This is a genomic window from Kitasatospora sp. NEAU-CNBT7, assembly GCF_057220535.1.
Map to the genome: position 1 here is coordinate 50,262 of NZ_JBXQQB010000035.1, position 19,636 is coordinate 69,897.

At 75.7% G+C, this 19,636-nt stretch carries 18 protein-coding genes and 1 pseudogene; 7 read left to right on the forward strand and 12 right to left on the reverse strand.

The genetic code is table 11. The annotated features are described in order from the left end of the window. Window positions 1-74: 74 nt before the first annotated feature. Window positions 75-1,169 (reverse strand): NUDIX hydrolase, encoded by a 1,095-nt coding sequence (locus AC2TEW_RS32185; protein WP_484626817.1) that lies wholly within the window; start codon window positions 1,167-1,169, stop codon window positions 75-77. A 37-nt stretch (window positions 1,170-1,206) separates the two neighbouring features. Here AC2TEW_RS32185 and AC2TEW_RS32190 point away from each other — a divergent pair, with 37 nt between their 5' ends. Continuing rightward, window positions 1,207-1,656 (forward strand): DUF488 family protein, N3 subclade, encoded by a 450-nt coding sequence (locus AC2TEW_RS32190; RefSeq protein WP_484626818.1) that lies wholly within the window; start codon window positions 1,207-1,209, stop codon window positions 1,654-1,656. On the opposite strand, the gene AC2TEW_RS32195 is transcribed toward AC2TEW_RS32190, so the two are convergent. The 3 genes from AC2TEW_RS32195 to ligD all read right to left on the reverse strand — a co-directional run bounded on the left by AC2TEW_RS32195 (window position 1,612) and on the right by ligD (window position 3,607). After that, a complete protein-coding gene (locus AC2TEW_RS32195; RefSeq protein WP_484626819.1) occupies window positions 1,612-2,178 on the reverse strand; it encodes a hypothetical protein in 567 nt (188 codons plus the stop codon). The genes AC2TEW_RS32190 and AC2TEW_RS32195 overlap by 45 nt on opposite strands. A gap of 217 nt (window positions 2,179-2,395) precedes the next feature. Next, a complete protein-coding gene (locus AC2TEW_RS32200; RefSeq protein ID WP_033818501.1) occupies window positions 2,396-2,593 on the reverse strand; it encodes a YegP family protein in 198 nt (65 codons plus the stop codon). A gap of 87 nt (window positions 2,594-2,680) precedes the next feature. Continuing rightward, complete coding sequence (gene ligD, locus AC2TEW_RS32205) at window positions 2,681-3,607, reverse strand: non-homologous end-joining DNA ligase (RefSeq protein WP_484626841.1); 927 nt, start codon at window positions 3,605-3,607, stop codon at window positions 2,681-2,683. Window positions 3,608-3,738: 131 nt separating this feature from the next. Between ligD and AC2TEW_RS32210 the strand changes: the two genes are divergently transcribed. Further along, entirely contained in the window at window positions 3,739-4,023 is a 285-nt protein-coding gene (locus tag AC2TEW_RS32210) for a hypothetical protein (RefSeq protein WP_484626820.1), read from the forward strand. A 9-nt stretch (window positions 4,024-4,032) separates the two neighbouring features. Here the strand turns inward: AC2TEW_RS32210 and AC2TEW_RS32215 are convergent, their stop codons facing one another. From AC2TEW_RS32215 to AC2TEW_RS32235, 5 genes and pseudogenes are all read right to left on the reverse strand, one after another. Then, window positions 4,033-5,424, reverse strand: coding sequence for an NADP-dependent succinic semialdehyde dehydrogenase (locus AC2TEW_RS32215; protein WP_484626821.1), 1,392 nt, complete (start codon window positions 5,422-5,424; stop codon window positions 4,033-4,035). A gap of 6 nt (window positions 5,425-5,430) precedes the next feature. After that, window positions 5,431-7,767, reverse strand: coding sequence for a glycoside hydrolase family 65 protein (locus AC2TEW_RS32220; protein WP_484626822.1), 2,337 nt, complete (start codon window positions 7,765-7,767; stop codon window positions 5,431-5,433). A 108-nt stretch (window positions 7,768-7,875) separates the two neighbouring features. After that, window positions 7,876-8,972 (reverse strand): annotated as a pseudogene (gene sph / locus AC2TEW_RS32225) (sphingomyelin phosphodiesterase). 92 nt (window positions 8,973-9,064) lie between these two features. Continuing rightward, window positions 9,065-9,688: a hypothetical protein gene (locus tag AC2TEW_RS32230; RefSeq protein WP_484626823.1), complete on the reverse strand. Its 624-nt coding sequence runs from the start codon at window positions 9,686-9,688 to the stop codon at window positions 9,065-9,067. A 420-nt stretch (window positions 9,689-10,108) separates the two neighbouring features. Beyond that, window positions 10,109-10,996, reverse strand: a complete 888-nt coding sequence (locus AC2TEW_RS32235; protein ID WP_484626824.1) for a DMT family transporter — start codon at window positions 10,994-10,996, stop codon at window positions 10,109-10,111. Between the two features lie 187 nt (window positions 10,997-11,183). On the opposite strand from AC2TEW_RS32235, the gene AC2TEW_RS32240 reads away from it, so the two are divergent. Both AC2TEW_RS32240 and AC2TEW_RS32245 read left to right on the forward strand, forming a co-directional pair. After that, the gene (locus tag AC2TEW_RS32240; protein WP_484626842.1) at window positions 11,184-12,137 is read left to right on the forward strand and encodes an SPFH domain-containing protein; all 954 of its coding nucleotides are present in this window, start codon (window positions 11,184-11,186) and stop codon (window positions 12,135-12,137) included. 72 nt (window positions 12,138-12,209) lie between these two features. Next, the gene (locus tag AC2TEW_RS32245; protein ID WP_484626825.1) at window positions 12,210-12,488 is read left to right on the forward strand and encodes a type II toxin-antitoxin system antitoxin; all 279 of its coding nucleotides are present in this window, start codon (window positions 12,210-12,212) and stop codon (window positions 12,486-12,488) included. 260 nt (window positions 12,489-12,748) lie between these two features. Here the strand turns inward: AC2TEW_RS32245 and AC2TEW_RS32250 are convergent, their stop codons facing one another. Together AC2TEW_RS32250 and AC2TEW_RS32255 are read right to left on the reverse strand one after the other, a co-directional pair. After that, window positions 12,749-13,996 (reverse strand): glycerophosphodiester phosphodiesterase, encoded by a 1,248-nt coding sequence (locus AC2TEW_RS32250; protein WP_484626826.1) that lies wholly within the window; start codon window positions 13,994-13,996, stop codon window positions 12,749-12,751. Window positions 13,997-14,212: 216 nt separating this feature from the next. After that, window positions 14,213-15,499: an MFS transporter gene (locus AC2TEW_RS32255; RefSeq protein ID WP_484626827.1), complete on the reverse strand. Its 1,287-nt coding sequence runs from the start codon at window positions 15,497-15,499 to the stop codon at window positions 14,213-14,215. 101 nt (window positions 15,500-15,600) lie between these two features. Between AC2TEW_RS32255 and AC2TEW_RS32260 the strand changes: the two genes are divergently transcribed. Beyond that, window positions 15,601-16,698 carry a DUF5937 family protein gene (locus AC2TEW_RS32260; protein ID WP_484626828.1) on the forward strand — a complete coding sequence of 366 codons (1,098 nt, stop codon included), beginning with the start codon at window positions 15,601-15,603 and terminating at the stop codon, window positions 16,696-16,698. A 97-nt stretch (window positions 16,699-16,795) separates the two neighbouring features. After that, window positions 16,796-17,347, forward strand: a complete 552-nt coding sequence (locus tag AC2TEW_RS32265; protein ID WP_484626829.1) for a DUF4240 domain-containing protein — start codon at window positions 16,796-16,798, stop codon at window positions 17,345-17,347. 121 nt (window positions 17,348-17,468) lie between these two features. Here AC2TEW_RS32265 and AC2TEW_RS32270 read toward each other — a convergent pair whose 3' ends face one another. Further along, a complete protein-coding gene (locus AC2TEW_RS32270) occupies window positions 17,469-18,356 on the reverse strand; it encodes a siderophore-interacting protein (RefSeq protein WP_484626830.1) in 888 nt (295 codons plus the stop codon). 76 nt (window positions 18,357-18,432) lie between these two features. Here AC2TEW_RS32270 and AC2TEW_RS32275 point away from each other — a divergent pair, with 76 nt between their 5' ends. Next, window positions 18,433-19,380, forward strand: a complete 948-nt coding sequence (locus AC2TEW_RS32275; protein WP_484626831.1) for a TetR/AcrR family transcriptional regulator — start codon at window positions 18,433-18,435, stop codon at window positions 19,378-19,380. Window positions 19,381-19,636: the final 256 nt, after the last annotated feature.

Genomic DNA, 19,636 nt, shown 5'->3' on the forward strand with positions numbered 1-19,636 from the left:
GGCCTCCGCCTCCTCGCCGCCCGGTCACCCGGGTCCGTTGTCCGCCCCCGGGCGGCCGCCGCGGGGGCCGCCGCTCAGCGCGCGGCCGGCACCCCCTGGACCAGCTCGGCCGGTCCGCCGTCGCCGGCCCGGGCGGCCAGCGCCCCGGCGATCCGCGCCCAGGACGGCGCGGGGAGCACCTCGCGGGCCCCGTCCGGTGTGAACATCCGGGCCTCGGCCAGCTCGGCGGGCTGCAGCCGGGCGGTGGCGAGCCGCCCGGCGGCGAGCGTGCCGCCGTCGTAGACGTGCACCAGCCGCGCCCGGTCACCCGGCCGGTCCGCCTCGGCGGGCACCCAGTCCAGCGCCAGCAGGCGGCCCACCTCGCACTCCCAGCCCAGCTCCTCGATGATCTCCCGGCGGGCCGCCTGCCGGGGCAGCTCCCGGTCCGCCTCCACACTGCCGCCGGGCAGCACCCAGTACGGCCCGAGGTCGCCCGCCCGCGGCCGCAGCCGGACCAGCAGGATCCGCCCCTCGGGATCGGTGAACAGCATCCGCGCCTTCGCCCGGATCCTCGGCCGGGTCGCCAGGTAGGTCTCCCGGTCCATCGGCGGCGCGGGCGCCGGCCGCAGTACGGCGCCCGGCCCGGGCAGGGCGGCCACGCCGGTGTACGGCGCGGGCGGCGCCGGGGCGAGGTGGGCCCTGGTGTGCCCGGCCGGGTGCCCGACCTCCAGCTCCAGCGGCCCGGCGGACCGCGGCGCCCGCAGACAGGCCGTCACCCGCCGCGACAGCAGCGGCGGCAGCGCGGACGCGGCCGGCTCCGGCGCCAGGTACCCGTACCAGCCCAGCTCCCGCTCCTCCAGCCGGACCGCCGCCAGCTGCGCCGCGGTCAGCGGGTCCGCCCAGTAGAGGAACGCGGCGATCGGCGGGCGGTCGCCGTCCAGCGACCAGTCCAGGCAGGCGAGCGGCCCGAGCCGGGGGGTGATGCCGAGCTCCTCCTCGATCTCGCGCCGGGCGGTCTCGCGCGGCGAGCCGTCCGCCTCCTCCCAGCCGCCGCCCGGGATCTCCACCGGGTGCTCGGCGGCGTACGACACCCGCACCACCAGCAGCCGCCCGCGCTCGTCGGTGAACAGCACACCGGCCGCCGCGAGCAGGTCACGGCCGTCGCCGCCGGCCGGCTGACTCGTTGTCACACACGCCCCCTGTCGCGGTACCGCCCGTCGCGGTCCGTTGCGGACAGCATGCAGGACACCACGGCGTGCGCGCACGCATCCCGGCGCGGTCCGCGCGAGGACGCCCGCAACCGAACGCCGCCGCCGCGCGCTCCGAGGAGCGCCCGGGACCGTCGCCCGGCGCAGGATCCACGACCGACCCGCCGCCGGCGAGGGCCGCCGGGTCCTGGCCGACCGCCTCCGGCCGCGCGGGGTGCGCACGGACGCCGGACTCTTCGACGGGTGGCTGCGCGACGCCGCCGCCGGCGGCCTGCGCCGCCGGTACGGGCACCGGCCTGAGCGGTACGAGGCATTCCGGGTCCAGGAGTTCCGCCCGCTACCTCGCGGAGCCCGCCGACCCGGCGCCGAGCCGCCTCCCGGTGCCGGCCGAACTGCTCGGCGGCCGCTCAGCCGCACCGGCCGCTCAGCTGCACCAGAACAGGATGGGCTTGCAGGTCCGGGTGGGTGAGGGGGCCGGAGTGGTGGGGGTCTGGCCGGTCGGCGCGGCGGTGGTCGGCGCGGGCGCCGGCGCGGGCGCCGGCGCGGTGGGGGAGGCCGGCCCCCGGGTGGCGGTGGCCGGGGCGGTGGACGCCGACGCGGACGCGCTCGGCCTGGCGCTGCGGCTCGCCCTGGCCGTCGCGGACGGGCTCGGCGGGGCGGAGACCGCCACCGGCGACAGGCTGGGCATGACCGGGGCCTGGTGCTCCTCGGTGGGGGCGCTCCCGGGCCGGGCGGCGCCGTCGTCCTGCGGTGCGGCCAGCGCGACCACCCCGGCGCCGCCGATCACCAGCCCCGCCGCCGTGATCAGCACGATCCGGCGTCCCCGCCCGGTACGGCGCCTGGCGCGGCCGGCGGGCCGCAGCGCGGCCTCGGGCGCGGCCGTCGGCAGCGGGACGAAGTCGCTCGCCGGGGCCCCGCAGCCGGGGCAGGAGAACGCGCCGTTCAGGTGCCGTCGGCACGGTACGCAGTAGTTCGGGCTGCCGTGGTCCATGTCAGCTTTCCGGGTCGCCTCAAGGCCCGCGCATTTTGTGCGCGACCTGTCAGGGACCCTACGTACGGCACGGCGGGCCCCGACAGGTACCGGCTGTGAGGCTTTCGCGGAGATCCCATGCACGGCTGCGGGCCGCCGGCCGGCCCCGGGCACGCCACCGGGCCGGCCACCGCGACGGTGGCCGGCCCGGGTGCACCCGTACGGGCGAGCGGGGCGCTCAGGCCAGGGCCTGCGCCTGCGAAACCTCCTGGACCTGCGCGTACGGCGCCAGCTTGCGGAGCGACTCGATGCTCTTCATGCACTTCTCGAGCGACTCCTCCGGGTCGCCGGTCACCACGACGGACCCGTTGCTCGCCTTGAGCCGGAACCTGTGGTTGCCCGCGGAATCCTGGTAGATCTCGAACTTCCCTGCCATGGACGTCTCCACCTCTCGTAGGACCGCCCCCCAGCGGCAACCTAGGCGGACCCCGGTACCCGCGCACCCCGGGCGCCGTCGGACGGGTCACCCCCGCAGCGGGTACTCCCGCACCACCTCCGCGGCCGGCCGGTCGGGGCGCAGCCCGAGGTAGCGGGGCTGGCGCAGCCGCCCGTCCCTGGTCCACTCGGTGAAGCCGACCTGCACCACCAGCCGCGGCGCCACCCAGTGCGCGCGGCGTTCCGGCACCCGAGCGGCGAACGGGCTGTCCGGCTGCGCCAGCGCGTCCAGTGCGCCCCGCAGGGCCAGCAGCGTGCGGGTGTCGAAGCCGGTGCCGACCTTCCCGGCGTACCGCAGCTGCCCGCCCTCGTGGTAGCCGAGCAGCAGCGCGCCGAACCCGGTGCGGCTGCCCGCCGGGTCGGTGAAGCCGCCGACGACCAGCTCCTGACCGGCCTCGCACTTGAGCTTCAGCCAGTCGGCCGAGCGCCGCGGCAGGTACCGGCTGTCGGCCCGTTTGGCGATCAGCCCCTCCCAGCCCTGCGCGCAGGCCTCGGCGAGCGGGACCGGGCCGTCGGCCCGCCGGTGCTCGGTGTAGCGCAGGCGCTCGCCGTAGACCAGCGACTCCCGCAGCAGTTCCTTGCGGTCGGTCAGGGGCAGTGCGGTGGTGTCGTGGCCGAGCAGGTCCAGCAGGTCGAACAGGAAGTAGGTGACCTGGACGCCTGCCGCCGTCGCCGCCCGCGGGTCGCGCAGCTGCATCCGCTGCTGAAGCCGGGCGAAGCCGGTGGCCCCGCCGGACAGCGCGACGATCTCGCCGTCGACGGTGAACCCGGGGACCGGCTGCGCGGCCAGCGCCTCGACCAGCTCCGGGTAGCGCTCGCCAATCGGCTTGCCGGTGCGCGACAGCAGCCGCACCCCGCCGGCGTCCCGCCGGGCGAGCGCCCGGATGCCGTCGAGCTTGCGTTCCAGCAGCCAGCCGCCGTCGAAGTCGCGCCGGTCGCTCGCGGTGGCCAGCATCGGGTGGATCTCCACGGGGGAGCGGTACCCGCCCGGCCCCCGGCTCGGCACGCCGCATCACCCGGGCGGACCTATCGTGGTCACCAGGACGGCGCACGGACCAGGTGCGGCAGACCCAGGAGGTGGGCGCCATGGTTACGACCTACGACCTCGGACAGCTCCACGGCCCGACACACCGCAAGCCCGCTCCGCTGCACAAGCGGTTCACCACGGCGCTGCGGCACACCCCGGTGCTGGCGCTGGCGTTCTGGTGGGGCCTGGCGATCGGGGCCACCCTGATCGTGGTGCAGCTGGACAACTCGGTGGCGCTGGCCGTGATGAGCGCGATCTGGCTGACCACGGTGGTGCTGACGGCCGGCTGGGCGGTCGGCCACCCCAGGCTGGGGCAGCCGCCGCATCCGTACCCGGTGGCGTGAGCGGGGCGCTCAGCGCCCCAGCCAGACGGTGGTGATGTTGCAGAACTCCCGGATGCCGTGGGCCGACAGCTCCCGGCCGTAACCGGAACGCTTGACACCGCCGAACGGGAAGGCGGGGTGCGAGGCGGTCATGCCGTTGAAGAACACCCCGCCGGCCCGCAGGTCGCGTACACAGCGGTCGCGTTCGGCGGCGTCGGCGGTCCACACGTTGGAACTCAGCCCGAACGGGGTGTCGTTGGCCAGCGACAGCGCCTCGTCGAGGCTCCCGGCCCGGTACAGCGTGGCGACCGGGCCGAACGCCTCCTCGTGGTGGATCCGCATCGCGGACGTCACCCCGCTGAGCACCGTCGGCCGGTAGTACCAGCCGTCGTCCAGACCGGCCGGCCGCTCGCCGCCGCACTCCGCGACCGCGCCGAGCGTGACCGCGTCCTGCACCAGCTCCTCCAGGTCGGCCCGGCCCTGGTGGGTCGCCAGCGGTCCGACCTCGGTGTCCTCCAGCTGCGGGTCGCCGACCTTCAGCGCCCCCATCCGCTCGGTGAAGGCGGCGGCGAACGCGTCGTACACCTCGGTGTGCACGATGAAGCGCTTGGCCGCGATGCAGGACTGGCCGTTGTTCTGCACCCGGGCGGTCACCGCCCAGGCGACGGCCTGCCCGAGGTCGGCGGAGGGCAGCACCACGAACGGGTCGCTGCCGCCGAGTTCCAGCACCGTCTTCTTCACCTCGTCCCCGGCGGCGGCCGCGACCGCCCGCCCGGCGCCCTCGCTGCCGGTCAGCGTCACCGCCGCCACCCGCGGGTCGCGGACCACGCCCTCCACCGCGCCGGACTCGATCAGCAGGGTCTGGAAGCAGCCCTCCGGGAACCCGGCCCGGACGAACAGCTCCTCCAGGAACAGCGCGGTGCGGGGCACGTTCGAGGCGTGCTTGAGCAGCCCGACGTTGCCCGCCATCAGGGCGGGGGCCGCGAACCTGACCACCTGCCAGAGCGGGAAGTTCCACGGCATCACCGCCAGCACCACCCCGAGCGGCCGGTAGCGCACGTACACCGAGGACGCCCCGGAGTCGGCCACGTCGGCCTGCGCGGGGTGCTCGTCCGCCAACAGCGCGGGCGCCCGGTCGGCGTACCAGCGCATCGCCTTGGCGCACTTGGCGGCCTCGGCGCGGGCCGAGCCGATCGGCTTGCCCATCTCGGTGGTCATGGTCCGGGCGATCCGCTCCTGCTCCTCGTCCAGCAGGTCGGCGGCCCGGTGCAGCATCGCCGCCCGGTCGGCGAAGCCGGTCGTGCGGTACCCCTCGAAGGTGGCCGCGGCGCGGGCCAGGCGCAGCTCCAGCTCCTGCTGGTCGAGCGGGGTGAAGGCCTCCAACAGCTCGCCGGTGGCCGGGTTGACGGTGGCGATGGGCATCTGGGGTCACTCCTGTCTGCCGGCGCGGTCCGCCGACCGGCGCCGGTTGCGGGGCCGGCGACCGGCCGGCTGGGTGGGGGCGGGCCGCCCGGGCAGCGCCGGTACGGGCCGGTGCGCGGGCGTGTCCCGGGTCAGGGTCAGCGGTTCGCCGTGGTGCCACAGCTGGATCTCGGCGCCCTCCAGCAGGGTGTACCCGGCTCGGTCGGCGGTCACCTCCACGCGCAGCGTCCGCCGCTGGAACTGGACGGTGAACGCCAGCCGGGCCAGGCCCGGCGGCAGCCGCGGCGCGAAGGACAGCACGTCGCCGTGGTGCCGCAGCCCGCCGAACCCGGCCACCAGCGCCAGCCAGGTCCCGGCCAGCGCCGCCAGCCGCAGCCCGTCGCGCAGGTCGTGGGCGGTGGAGCCGAGGTCCAGCAGCGCGGTCTCGGCCAGGTAGTCGTACGCCAGCTCCGGGTACCCGGTCTCGGCCGCCAGCACCGCCTGGACCCCGGCCGCGATCGGCGAGTCCCGGACGGTCAGCTCCTCGTAGTAGGCGAAGTCCCTGGCCCGCTGCTCCGGGCCGAACGCCTCGCCGCGCCGGAACAGCGCCAGCACCAGGTCCGGCTGCTGCACCACCTGCCGGCGCTGCAGCTGGAAGTACGGGTGGTGGCGCAGCAGCGGGTACCCGCCGGGCCCGGTGGCGGCGAAGTCCCAGCGCTGGTGCCGGGTGAAGCCCGCGGACTGCTCGTGCACGCCGAGCCGCTCGTCGAACGGCACCGCCAGGTGCAGCGCGGCGTCCCGCCAGGCGGCGGTCTCCTCGTCGCTGACGCCGAGCGCCACCGCCAGGTCGGCGTTGCGCTCGGCGGCGTCGGCGGCGGCCCGCAGGTTCTGCTGGGCCATCAGGTTGGTGTACAGGTTGTCGTCGGCGGTGCCGCCGTACTCGTCCGGCCCGCTCACCCCGTCCAGGTGGAACACCCCGGCCGGATCGTGGTGGCCGAGCGAGCGCCACAGCCGGGCGGTGTGGACCAGCAGTTCGAGCCCGGCCTCGCGGTCCAGCACCAGGTCGTCGGTGGCGGCCGTGTAGTGCACCACCGCGTCCGCGATGCCGGCGTTGACGTGGAACGCGGCCGCGCCGGCCGGCCAGTGCGAGCCGCACTCCTCGCCGTCGATGGTCCGGCACGGGAAGGCGGCCCCGGCCAGCCCCAGCCGGCGGGCCCGGCGGCGCGCGGCGGGCAGGGTGGCGTGCCGCCAGCGCAGCGCCTGCGCGACCAGCTGCGGCGCGGTGTAGGTGAGCACCGGCAGGACGTGGGTCTCGGTGTCCCAGAAGCAGTGCCCGTCGTGGCCGGGCCCGGTCAGCCCCTTCGCGGCGACGGCCCGCTGCTCGGCCCGGGCGCCCGCCTGGAACAGCTGGAACAGTGCGAACCGGACGGCCTGCTGGACCTCCGCGTCCCCGTCCACCTCGACGTCGGCGCCGCCCCAGAAACCGGCCAGCACGGCCCGCTGCTCCTCGGCCAGCGCCTGCCGTCCGGTCGCCGTGGCGCGGGCCAGGGCCGCGTCCACCTGGCTGCGTACGGCGTGCCGGGAGCGGACCGCGGACCAGCCGTGCGCGACCAGCTTCTCCAGCCGCAGTGCCTGGCCGGGCCGGAGCGCGGCGGTCACGGTCAGCCGGGCCAGCCGGGGGGCGGACTCGACGGCGGTGGCGGTGCCGGGCGGCCCGTCCACGGTGTGCTCGGCGGCGACGGCGATCCGCTGGCCGCTGCGCCGGGTGCGGTGCAGCAGGTGCAGCCGGGTGCCGTCGGCGGCGGCGTCCTCGGGCTCCAGGGCGTCGTCGGCGGCGAGCAGTTCGGACTGCAGCACGATCCGGGCGGGGCCGTCGACGGGTTCCACCCGGTAGCCGATCGCGCCGACCGCCCGCTGGCTCAGGGAGACCAGCCGGGAGGTGGTGATCCGGACGGTGCGGCCGGAGGGGGCGGTCCACTCGACGTCCCGCTCCAGCACGCCGGTGCGCAGGTCGAGGGTGCGCCGGTGGCGGTGCAGCCGGCCGTAGCGCAGGTCGAACGGCTCGTCGTCGACCAGCAGCCGCACCAGGCGGCCGTCCGGGACGTCGAGCACCCGCTCGCCGGGCCCGCCGGGCCCGCCGTCGCCGTCTTCGTTGCCGTCTTCGCGGCCGGGCACCTGCTCGAAGACGCCGTTGAGGTAGCAGCCGGGCAGGCCGAACGGCTCGCCCTCGTCCAGGGTGCCGCGCCAGCCCAGGTGACCGTTGGAGAGGGCGAACAGCGACTCGCTCTGCGCCAGCACGTCGAGGTCCAGCGAAGTCTCGCGCAGGCACCAGGGATCGACGGGGTACCCGGGGTGGAGGATCACGCCGCCGCACCTCCCGCGGTCGTCGGCGGACAGGCCATACGACCACCCTCCCCCGGATCGGTCCCGGGCGCCTGTACGACGCGCCGCCCGGGACCGGGGTGGGCCGGGTCAGCCCGCGATCACCGGGTAGTGGTCGGAGAGGTCGTTGTAGGTGTAGCTCTTGCCCCAGCTGCTGACCGTCCACGGGGTGCTGTGGAAGCGGTACACCTGGTTGGTGTACTGCTGCGGGCGGGCGTGGTCGGCCCGGTACAGCACGTAGTCCAGGTCCTCCTTGGGCTCACCGGGGTAGCGGTAGGCCGCGATGGAGTTGTCGACGGTGTCGAAGGAGTTGGTCCAGCCGGTTCGCTGGGAGGCGGGCGCGAGGTTGCCGTTGGCCAGCAGGGCCGGGTACTCGGAGTCGTGCGAGTTGATGTTGAGGTCGCCGGCCAGCACGATCGGCTCGTTCGCCGGGATCTGCTTGGCGTCCAGGACGCGCGCATCGCGGTGAGCTGCGCGGCCCGGACGGTGGCGGGCTCGCCGCTGGAGCAGCCGGTGTCGGTGGACTGCAGGTGGGTGCCGACCACGTGGGTGCGCAGGCCGTTGACGTTCAGGACGGCGTACACGAAGCCCTTGTTCGACCACCAGTCGGCGCCGCACGCGTCCTTGAAGATGTACTGCTCCTTGCGCAGGATCGGCCACTTGCTGAGCAGCGTCACCCCGCCGTCCTCGGGCGTGGTCGAGCTGTAGCTGCCGCTGGTGGCGTCCCACCCGCTCTTGGAGCGGCCGACCACCGGCGTCTGGTACGGGTAGGCCGCGGCGGCCTTGGCGGCGAGCGCATCGGAGGCCGCGTTGTCGAACGCCTCCTGGAGCACCACCACGTCGTGGCCCTGGAAGAAGTCCGCCCCGGCGATGGCCTTGGCGCGGTAGTCCTGGCCCCAGTTCGGGTACAGGCTGGTGCTCATCAGGAAGGTGTTGTAGGTCAGCACGTTCAGCGGCGGAGCGGTCAGGGGCGCGCTCGCGGCGGTGGCCGCGGAGGCGGGGACGGCGGCCAGCGGGGTGAGCAGCGCCGCTGCCGTGCAGACGGCGGCGGCCAGGCGCAGGGTGCGGCGGCTCGTGGACTGGGGCATCAGATGCTCCGCGAAGTCTTGTCGGGGGCTCGTCAGGCGACGAGGTGTTGTGTAGTCAACTCGCGCTGATCCACGTCCTTCAAGACACCGGTCGAGCATCAGATGAACTCGGCCGAAACAGCCCTACTCGGCAGTAGCCGAAGGGTGTCCGGGCGCCCCCTGCGGGGCATCCGGACACCCTTCGGCCCCGCTCAGTAGCGCTCGGCCTGCGCCACCGTGGGCACCAGCGCCTGGTCGGGCGACTTGACGCTGAACGCGGTCTCCTTCGCCGTCGCCCCCGGCGCGACGTTCTCGAAGCTGAGGACACTGGTGTCCACCACGTTGCCGGAGGGGTCCGAGAAGTTGACCCGCACCGCGTACGAGGCCGGCGCGGAGGTGGTGTTCACCACCGTGACCACCGCGGCGTTCAGCCCGCCGGAACTGGCCTTCGGCACGCCGGTGATGGTGACGCCGGAGGTGACGTTGCCGCGCCCGGCGGCGGTGGCCAGCGCCGACTCCGCCGCGGCCCGGCCCCGGCTCGCCTCCGCCGAGGCGGAGGCGGCGAACGAGGACGCGGCCGCCGACAGCGAGGCGGCCGCGGACGACACCTCGGACTTGGCGGAGGAGGCCAACGAGGACAGGGCCGACGGGGGTGAGCCGGAGAAGCCCGACGGGTTCGGGGAGAAGGCCGAGCTGCTCGCCGTCGAACCGCCGGAGCCGGAGGAGCCGCACGCCACGACCACGCCGAACGCCCCCACCACCAGCACCACCGCGGCCAGCGCCTGCCGGCGGCCGCCCCGCGTCCCCGCGGCCCTGCCCACGTACCTTCTGTCCACGAATCCACCCGGGTCCACGGCAGAGCCGTCCCCTGCCTCGTCCCCCCACAGTCACACCCCGTCAGGGCCCCGCGCGATCGGGACTCGCCCGACCGGGGCGGCCCGAGGCCGGGCGCGCCGGGACGGCGGACGCCCGGGGTGGGCGGGCGCGGGGAGGACGGACGCCGGGAGGACGGACGCTGGGCGCACGGGGGCGGGTGCGGCGGGGGATGGGTGGGACCGGCGGAACGGGCGGGGCCCGCGTCAAGGGCTGCTCCCGGCCGATGTCCGGCCCGGGCGGGCGCGAACCGCCGGAGAGTCGCCGCACTGGCGCTCCGCCGGGGACTTCGCAGGGATCTTCGCAGGGTCGTCCGTGGCAGGGTGGTCCGCAGCAGGGGCGTCGAGGCGGGGGCGTCCGCGGCTGGGGCCTCCGCGTGGGTGCTACGCCCGCTCGGCCGAGCCTTCCTGGCCGATCAGGTCCCGGGCCGCGGCGGAGCGGCTGAGCAGCACGATTCCGGTCATGATCAGCATCAGCCCGATCACCTCCGGCACCACCCACCAGCCGCCGCGCAGCTGCTCGTCGTACAGCAGTACGCCCAGCGCCACGCTCGTCCCGGCGTCGCCGAGGATCAGGGCGGGCTGGGAGAAGGTCAGCGGGCCGGACTGGAGTGCGTGCTGCAGCAGGAACAGCGCCGTGACGCCGACCGCGGCGAAGCCGTACGTCTGCCAGGCGGTGAAGAACCCCGCGGCGCCGTGGGTCTCCCAGGTCTGGGCGGCCGACTTCAGCAGCGCCGCCGTCAGCGCGTAGCAGAGCGCGGCGGCCAGGGCGAGGGCGGCGGCCCGGGCCGGGCCTGGGCGGCGCCGGGCCGCCGAGACGGTGAGGGCGGCGGCGGAGCCGAGACAGCAGGCCAGTGCGACCAGCCAGCGGGTCATCGGTGCCTGGGTGTCGCCCGGGGTGGGGGAGGCCGCCCCGAGCGCGACGCCCAGGCCGACCGTGACGAAACCCGCCGCCCGCCAGGCGTCCGGCGGCAGGCCGCGGCGCAGGATCACGCTGCCCAGCAGCAGCGCGGTCGGCAGTTCGAGCACGAAGATCGGCTGCACCACCGAGAGCGGCCCGTTGCCCAGTGCCAGCGCCTGGAAGCAGGCCGCGGCCAGGACCGCCAGCATGCCCCCGAGCCAGACCCGCTGGCGGACCAGTCCGGCCATCAGCCCCCGGCCGAGCCCCTCGTGCAGCGGTACCCGTTGCGCGGCCTTGCGCTGGAGCACCACCGCTAGTGCGTTGCTGAGCATGGTCAGCAAGGCGAACAGCACGGCGAGGGGGATGTGCACGGGCCTCTCCTGGCGCCGGGTACCGGCCGGTGGGTCGGACGGCCGTCATCCACCATCTTGCGGCGGGCCGCGGTGGGGCCACACCTCGGCGGTTCCCGCGCCGGGCGGCGGGGGAGTTCCCGGCGCCCCGGTTAAGTGATATCACTATGATAGTTGCGTGCCGTACCGTCCCGAGGAGCAGACCGCCATGTCCGTACCGCAAGCCGACCCCGCCGCCGTCGAGGGCTTCGGTGTCGAGATGCCCGCGCCCAGGGTCACCGAACGCGTGATCACCGGGGCGGCGGGGCTGCCGATGCTGGCCCTCAGCCTGCTGCTGATCTTCGGTGGCGCGGGCCTCACGGTCTGGGGCATAGCCACCCAGGCGGGCGACCCCTCGGCGCTCGGCGCCACCCTGGTCTCCGTCGGCCCGCTGCTCTTCGTCGGCGGGGTGCTGGTCTCCCGCGGGCTCACCGCCGTCTCCCCGGGCCAGGCCCGGGTGGTCCAGCTGCTCGGCCGCTACCGCGGCACCGTCCGGGCCGACGGGCTGACCTGGCTCAACCCGTTCACCAACCGCCGCCTGATCTCCACCCGGATCCGCAACCACGAGACCGAGACCGCCAAGGTCAACGACGCCGACGGCAACCCGATCCAGATCGCCGCCGTGGTCGTCTGGCAGGTCGAGGACACCGCGAAGGCCCTGTACGAGGTGGACGACTTCGTCGAGTTCGTGGCCATCCAGACCGAGACCGCCGTCCGGCACATCGCCAACAGCTACCCCTACGACGCGCACACCGAGGGCCAGATGTCGCTGCGCGACAGCGCCGACGAGATCACCCGCACGCTGTCCGCCGAGATCGATGCCCGGGTCGCCTCCGCCGGTGTGCGGGTCGTCGAGTCCCGGATCACCCGCCTCGCCTACGCTCCCGAGGTGGCACAGGTCATGCTGCAGCGCCAGCAGGCCGGCGCCGTCGTCGCGGCCCGCCGCCTGATCGTGGAGGGCGCGGTCGGCATGGTGAACCTCGCGCTGGACCGCCTCGCCGAGGACAACGTGGTCGAGCTGGACGAGGAGCGCAAGGCCGCGATGGTCAGCAACCTGCTGGTCGTGCTCTGCGGTGACCGGGGCACCCAGCCGGTGGTCAACACCGGCTCGCTGTACCAGTGACCGAGCGATGGACCGAATAGTGGATCGAGCACCGGACCGAGTAGCAGGCCGAGCAGTGGACGAGGTGGTCAGGTGGCGACCGAGCGCAAGAAGATCCTGCTGCGGCTGGACCCGGCCGTCCACGACGCCCTCGCCCGCTGGGCCGCCGACGAACTGCGCAGCACCAACGCGCAGATCGAGTTCCTGTTGCGGCGGGCGCTGACCGACGGCGGCCGGATGCCGGGCGGAGTCGCCCGGATCCCGGCCCGCGGCCGGCCACCGAGGGGCCCAGCGCCCGGCCCGCCGGAAGAACCGCAAGGCGGGACGGCGGACCCGGGCGGTCGGGACGGGCCGGACGGCGGGCAGCGGTAGCACCGCCGGTGGCGGCGGTGGTGGCAGCGGCGGCGGGGCGACGGAAGGCCGCTCGGGGTAGCGGGGCAGGTCGGGCAGGTGGTCGGCGGGCATCGGCGTCCTCCGGGTGCGAGACGGTCGGGTTCTGCTGCGACGGACCTTCCACCGCCGCCCCGCCCGCATACCTCGGCCGGTCGCGAGCCACCGGAACGTGGAACGCGAGCCACCGGAACGTGGGACGGCCGGCGGCCCGGAGGGGACGCGCCGGCCGTGACCCGGCGTCAGCCCACCCCGTGGGCGGCCCAGAAGTCCGCGCGGGCCAGCACGCTGGTGTCGGAGTTGTCGGTGAAGAAGCCGTCCACGCCGAGGTCGTAGAGCCGCCGCGCCCAGCCGATCGCGTCGCCGTAGGCCGCCGGGTCGGTGCCGTGGCGGAAGTCGGCGGGCAGGAAGCCGTTCTCGTTGCGGACCGTCCACGGGTGCAGCACCAGCCCGGCCCGGTGGGCGTCCGCGACCAGGGTGGTCGGCGGCTTGAGCCGGCCGGTGGCCGGGTCGGTCGGGGCGATCAGTTCGGTGGTCGGCCCCAGGCCGTGCGAGAAGGTGGCCAGCCAGCGCAGCCCGTCCGGGGTGACCAGGTCGGCGACGGTGCGCTTGTCGCCGGCCAGCACGAAGTCGTACGGCTGGGTGGTGGGGCCGCTCAGCAGCTGGATCCGCGGGTTGCCGACCAGCTTGGCGAGGCGCTGGAGGCTGCTCGGCTCGAAGGACTGCAGGATCGCCCGGCCCTGCCGGCCGGCCAGCCCCGCCCGGCGCAGCTCGTCGGCGAGCCGCTCCTCCAGCGGGAGGCCGATCGAGCGGAAGTAGCTGGGGTGCTTGGTCTCGACGTACAGCCACACGTCGCGGCCGAGGGTGCGCGAGCGGCGGGCGGCGAACTCGGTGACCTCGCGGAACGTCGGGATCGGCCACCGGCCGTCGTACAGGGTGTTGCGCTGGCGCTGCTGCGGCAGGCGCTCCTTGGCGCGCAGGGTGCGCAGCTCGGCGAGGGTGAAGTCCTCGGTGAACCAGCCGGTCAGCGCCACCCCGTCGACCGTCTTGGTGGTCCGGCGGCCCGCGAACTCGGGGTGGTCGGCGACGTCGGTGGTCTCGGCGATGTTGTTCTCGTGCCGGACCACCAGCTGGCCGTCCTTGGTCGGCACCAGGTCCTGCTCGATGACGTCGGCGCCCAGCTCCAGCGCCAGCTCGTACGAGCCGAGGGTGTGCTCGGGACGGTAGCCGCTGGCGCCGCGGTGGCCGATGACCAGCGGGTGCGGCAGCCGGTCGAGGCCGGTGCCGGTGTGCACCGGCGGCCGGGTGCCGGCGGGCGGCCGCTCGGCGGCGGCGGGCTCCGCGGCGGAGGGCTGCGGACCGGACGCGTCATCGGCGGCGGCCTGGCCGGTACCCGCGGCCCCCAGCGCGGCCACCCCGAGGCCGACGGCCCCGGTGGCGCGCAGGAAGGAGCGGCGGGAGGACTGCTCCTCGGTCGGACGGTTCGTCATGTGCTGTGCTCCCTGCTGGAGTTCCGGCGCATTCCGACCCGCACCCTAGGCGTCGCGGCCGGACCGGCCGGTGAACCCGGGACGAACCGGCCGCCAACCGGTGCCGAATGCATGACAACTCGTCGGACCCTACTCCCGGGGCCCGCGCCGAGGAGCCGCCGTGGCGGGGTTCCGGCCACCCGGCGGCGCCGGGTCGGGCCGCAGCCGGGCGGCCGGTCAGACGGCCGGGGCGAGGCGCCGCACCGCCACCGCCGCCAGGGCCGTGCAACCGGCGAGGACGGCCCACAGGGCGCCCGGGCCGACCGCGAGCAGGGCGGTCAGGGCGGCCGGTGCAGCGGCCCGGCCGAGGCCGGTGGACAGCTCCCAGCGGGCCAGCGCCCGGCCCAGCAGGTGCGGCGGCGCCTCGGCCACCACCAGCGCCGTACCGGACCCGGCGTAGAGGATCTCGCCGAGGGTGTACAGCACCGAGACGCCCGCCACCGCGGCCGCACCGGCGGTACCGCCGAGGCCGCCCCCGGCCCAGAAGCCCAGGTAGGACAGGGCGAGCAGCCAGCCCGCCGCGCCGAAGACGGTCCGGCGCGGGTACCGCGCCAGGCGGGTCACGACCGCCACCTGAGCCGTGATCACCAGCAGCGTGTTGCCGACGAAGATCCCGGACGACCAGGCGGGTGAGGCGTGCAGCCGGGTCACCAGCAGGGCGGGCAGCGCGACCTCCAGGACGTCGAAGCAGAACGCGAACGGCAGGTTGGCCAGGCTCAGCCGCCCGAGCCGTCCCAGCCGGTCGGGACCGCCGGTGCCCGGTACGGCCGTCCGGGGCGCCTCGCGCCCGGGGGCCTGCGCGTGTGCCGCCCGTTCCGCCGTCACCCGCATCGACAGCACCAGCCCGGCCGCCAGCAGGCAGCCCGCGGCGGTGACCGCCGCCAGCGCCCGCAGGGTGCCCGCGCCGCCGGCCAGAGCCACCGTGGCGATCAACGCGCCGGCACCCAGACCCGCGTTGCGCAGCGAACGTCCGGCCGCCAGCGCGGTGTCGCGGACCCGGCCGTCCGCGAGCGTCGCCACCATCGCCGCGTGCGTGGTCGGCCAGGACTGGCTGCCGATGCCCAGCAGCACGGCCGCCGCCGTGAACGCCCCCGTACCCGGCGCGGCCAGCAGCACCCCGACGCCGACCGCCCGGACCAGCAGGGTCGCCGCGACCGGCCGGCTCCGGGCGCCGCGGTCGATCCAACGCCCGGTCAGCGGCACCACGGCCAGCCCGACGAGCATGCCCAACGACAGCGCCAGCCCGGCCCGTCCGGCGTCCAGCCCGAGCACGCTCACGCCGTACAGCAGCAGGAACGGCCGCAGCAGGCCGGCCCCGAGCGCGTCCACCACCAGTGCCACCGCGTACCGGGCGCCGCCCGCCGCCGCCAGCGAGCGGACCGCACCGGGTTGGCGAACGGTGGTGGGGCGGGGAGCGGTGGCGGGGCACGCAGCGGTCGCGGGCTTCTCGTCGATCACAGTCATGGGCGTCACCCTGCGCCCGGGCCGCCCGCCCGGGCACGCGGGTTGACGGTTTTCGTCAACCGGCGTCGGCCCGCGCCGGTCCACCTGCGAGGATCGGCCGGGTGAGCCTGACCATCGACATCACCGGACTGCCGCCCGAGCGGCTGCTCTTCACCCCTTCGCCGCTCGCCGAACTGTCCGCGATGCTGCACGTGCTCGCCGAGCCCGCGCACCACCCGGACCTGCACGGCTGGGCCGCCGCGACCACCGCCGCGATCCGCCCCGAACTGGCCGACCGGCTACTGGAGGCGGACTTCCTGTGGCGCTCCTCCCGGGCCGACTTCCTGGTCCCCGGCCTGCCCGGCGCGAGCCTCGCCGACGAACTCGACGCCGTCGACCGGCTCGACGACGAGACGTACGCCGCCGCCTCCCTGATCGCGACCTGCGGCTCCTCCCGGCTGTCGTTGCGTTCCCGGTCCCCGCTGGCCGACCCGGCCGCCCGGGAGCGCGCCCGCGACCTCGCGCTGGCCCGCGGTCCCCGGCAGGCGGCGTTCGCGGAGCGGCTGCTCACCGACCCGCCCGCCGTCCGCGCGCGGATCCGTCAGCTGCTGGAGGACTGCGCGGAGGCGTTCTTCGCCGACGCCTGGCGGCAGGTTCTGCCCGGGCTGGCGGCCGACGCCCGGCACAAGGCGGACCTGCTCGCCCGGCGCGGTCCCACCGAGGCGCTGGCGTCGATCTCGACCGCCGTCGCCCACCACGCGGAGGAGTCCGGTGCGGCCCGCATCGTCGTCGACAAGCTGCAGGACAACTCCACCAGCGCGGTCGGCGCGGGCGGCGTCACCTTCATCCCCACCGCGTTCGGGCGTCCGCACCTGGTGGTCGTGTACGCCCGCGGCTGGCGGCCCGTCCTGCAGTACCCGGTCGCCGAACCGGGCCTGCCCGAACCGGTCTCGCTGGCCCTGGTCCAGCAGCGCCTGGAGGCGCTCGCCCACCCGGTACGGCTGCGGCTGGCCCGCACCATGGCCCGCGGCGCGCACACCACCGGGGAGTTGGCCGAGGCCTGGCAGCTAACCGCCCCCGAGGTCTCCCGCCACCTCGCCGTCCTGCGCAAGGCCGGGCTGCTCAGCACCTCCCGGCGCGGCCGCTACCTGCTCCACCGGCTCGACCTGACGACCAGTGGACGGCTCGGCTCCGACCTGCTGGAGGCCGTCCTGCGGTAGCCGTGCGGACGGGTGGCCGTACGGGAGGGTGCCGTGCGGGAGGGTGGCGGGCCCGGTCGGCCCGGGACTGTCGGTGCCGGGTGGCACGCTCGGGGGCATGGACAAGGCAGAGTTCTGGGAGTTGATCGCGGCCGCCCGTGGAGGCGTTCCCGACCCGTCCGACGGTGAGGCGGTGGCCGAGCGGGCCGCCGTCCTGCTCGCCGCCCGTCCGCGCGCGGAGATCCTCGCCGCTCAGCAGGTGTTCTGGGATCTGATGGCCGACTCCTACCGGACCCCGCTGTGGGCCGCGGCCTACCTACTGAACGGCGGCTGCTCCGACGACGGCTTCGACTACTTCCGCGGCTGGCTGATCACCCAGGGCCGGGAAGCCTTCGAACGCGCCGTCGAGCGTCCCGACACGCTGGCCGAACTGCCCGCCGTGCGGGCGGCGGCGGCCGAATCGGAGGACCTGGAGTGCGAGGAGGCGCTGGGCATCGCCTGGGACGCCCACCTCGCGGCCACCGGAAGCGAACTCCCCGACGACGCCTTCACCATCACCTACCCCTCGCCGGACGGTGGTGGTGACGACGGCGCCGGCTTCTGGGACTTCGACGACGACGCCGCGATGGCGTCCCGGCTGCCCCGGCTCACGGCGCTCCTCGCCGCGTAGCGGCCGGGGCAGCCAGGGCGACCGGGGCAGCCGGGCTGATCGTCCGCGGGCCGCCCGTTCCTGCGCCGCCCGGTCCGGGGCTGCCCGTTCCCAGGGCTGCCCGTTCGCGGCGGCCCTGCTCTCATACGGCGCCGGTGCCCGGCGCGTCGCCGTCGTCGGCCCGGAGGTCGGCCAGCCGCTCGCCGGCCTCGGCGAGGTCCTCGGGTGTCGGGGCGTCGTCCTGGGTGAGGCTGAGCCGCCAGTACCCGGCGAACTCCACCGACCGGCGGTCCAGGCCGCGTTCGCCGACCAGGTGCCGCCGCAGGGCCCGGACGGTGCCGGCCTCCCCGGCCAGCCAGGCGGACCCGCTGCCCGGCGGCAGCACCGCAGCGCGTACCGCGTCGACCAGCGCCGTGCCGCGGCCCGCCGGAGTGCCGTCGCGGTGCAGCCAGTGCACGGTCAACTCGCCCCGGGTGGCGAACGGTTGCTCCTCCTCGCGGTCGGCCACCTGCAGGTACGCGATGGCCCGCGCACCCTCCGGCAGCGCCTCCACCAGCCCGGCGACGGCGGGCAGCGCGGTCTCGTCCCCGGCCAGCAGCAGCCAGTCGGCGGGCCGGGGCGCCCGGGCGTACGCGGCGGAGGGGCCGACCATGCCCAGCATGTCGCCCGGCGCGGCGGCGGCCGCCCAGCGGGCAGCCGGTCCGCAGTCGCCGTGCAGGACGAAGTCGACGTCGATCTCGGCGCGGTGGGGGCGGCGGGCGCGGACGGTGAAGCTGCGCATCCACGGACGTTCGTGCTCGGGGATCGCAAGGAACGCCTGGTACCAGCGCATCACGTCGCCGTCCGGGTCGGCCGCCGGGAGTCGAGGCCCGGCCTGGCCGGGCCGGGGGAAGCAGAGCTTCATCTGCTGGTCGGGCCAGCCCTCGCCGAGCTCCGCCAGGGCCGGGTCGGTGAAGGTGACCCGCGTCGTGCGCGGGGTGATCCGGTTGACCGCCGTCACTCGGACCAGTGATACCGGCAGCTGCTCCATGAGCCCTCCTCCTGATATCTTTATGCCGTAAAGAGATCCTCTCGCTGCGCCACTTTACGGCATAAGGAGATGTGCGGTGACGGTATTCGCCGGGCAGGGCGACCCCCGCCGCTCGATGGCCCTGCTCTGGCTCCCCCCGGGCCCGGCCGACCGGTCGCGCACCGGCCCGGGGCCCAAGCCCGCCCTCAGCGTCGGCGCGGTGGTCGACGCGGGCATCGCGGTCGCCGACGAACAGGGGATGGCCGCGCTGTCCATGCGGGCCGTCGGCGAGCGCCTCGGGCGCACCGCGATGGCCCTGTACACCTACGTCCCGGGCAAGGGGGAACTGCTCGACCTGATGCACGACCGGGTGCTTGCCGAGCTGCTCGAAGACCTGTCCGCGGGGTCCGAGCCTGCCCCCGAGCCCGAGCCCGGGTCCGGTGCTGCCGCCGCCGGCGGCGGCCGCGGCCGCCCGCCGCTCCCGGGCGGACCGCCCTGGCGGGTGGACGTCACCCGCTGGGCCGAGTGCTGCTGGGCCTTCCACCTCCGCCACCCCTGGGTCCTGCTGGTCTCGCAGGCCAGGCCGGTGCTCGGGCCCAACGAGTACGCGGTGGTGGAGGCGCTGCTGCGGGCCCTCGCCGGGACCGGCCTCGGCGCCGGGGCGCTGCGCCGCGCCGCCGGTGTGCTGGTCAACCACGTCCGCGGATCGGCGCAGGCGGTGGCCGAGTCGCGGCAGGCCGCGGCGGCGACCGGGGTGTCGGACGAGCAGTGGTGGTTCGCGCGGGCGTCCCTGCTGCCGGAGCTGGCACCGGACTTCGCCGAGCGCTACCCGCTGCTGACGGCCGTGGAGCAGGACCGCGCGGCCGACTTCGGTCCGCCCGACCGGGGTACGGACGACCGGGGTGCGGACGGCGAGCCCGAGCCCGTCCCGTACCTGGAACGCGAGGCCGCGGCGACCTTCCGGGCCGGGCTGGTCCTGCTGCTGGACGGCATCGCGGCGGCGGTCGCGGCCACCGGGCCGGACCCCGCGGACCGGCCCGACTGACCCGCACCGTCCACCGGCGGCGGAAATGTTTCAGGGACCGGCACGGACCGCCGGTGCTTTGGCAATTCTGGGTAAATTCACCGGCGGTGGGCCGGTACGGGCGTTGGAGCCGGGAAGTTCGTCGGCTACCGTGACCGCCACGAGACCGGATCCTCCCGCGTACCAGCCCGGGGGCGGTCGCGCCGGACGGGCCGCCCGTCCGCGCGCGACGGCCGTCGGCGCGGCCGCACCCGCGCAGCCGTACCGCGCGGTCCGG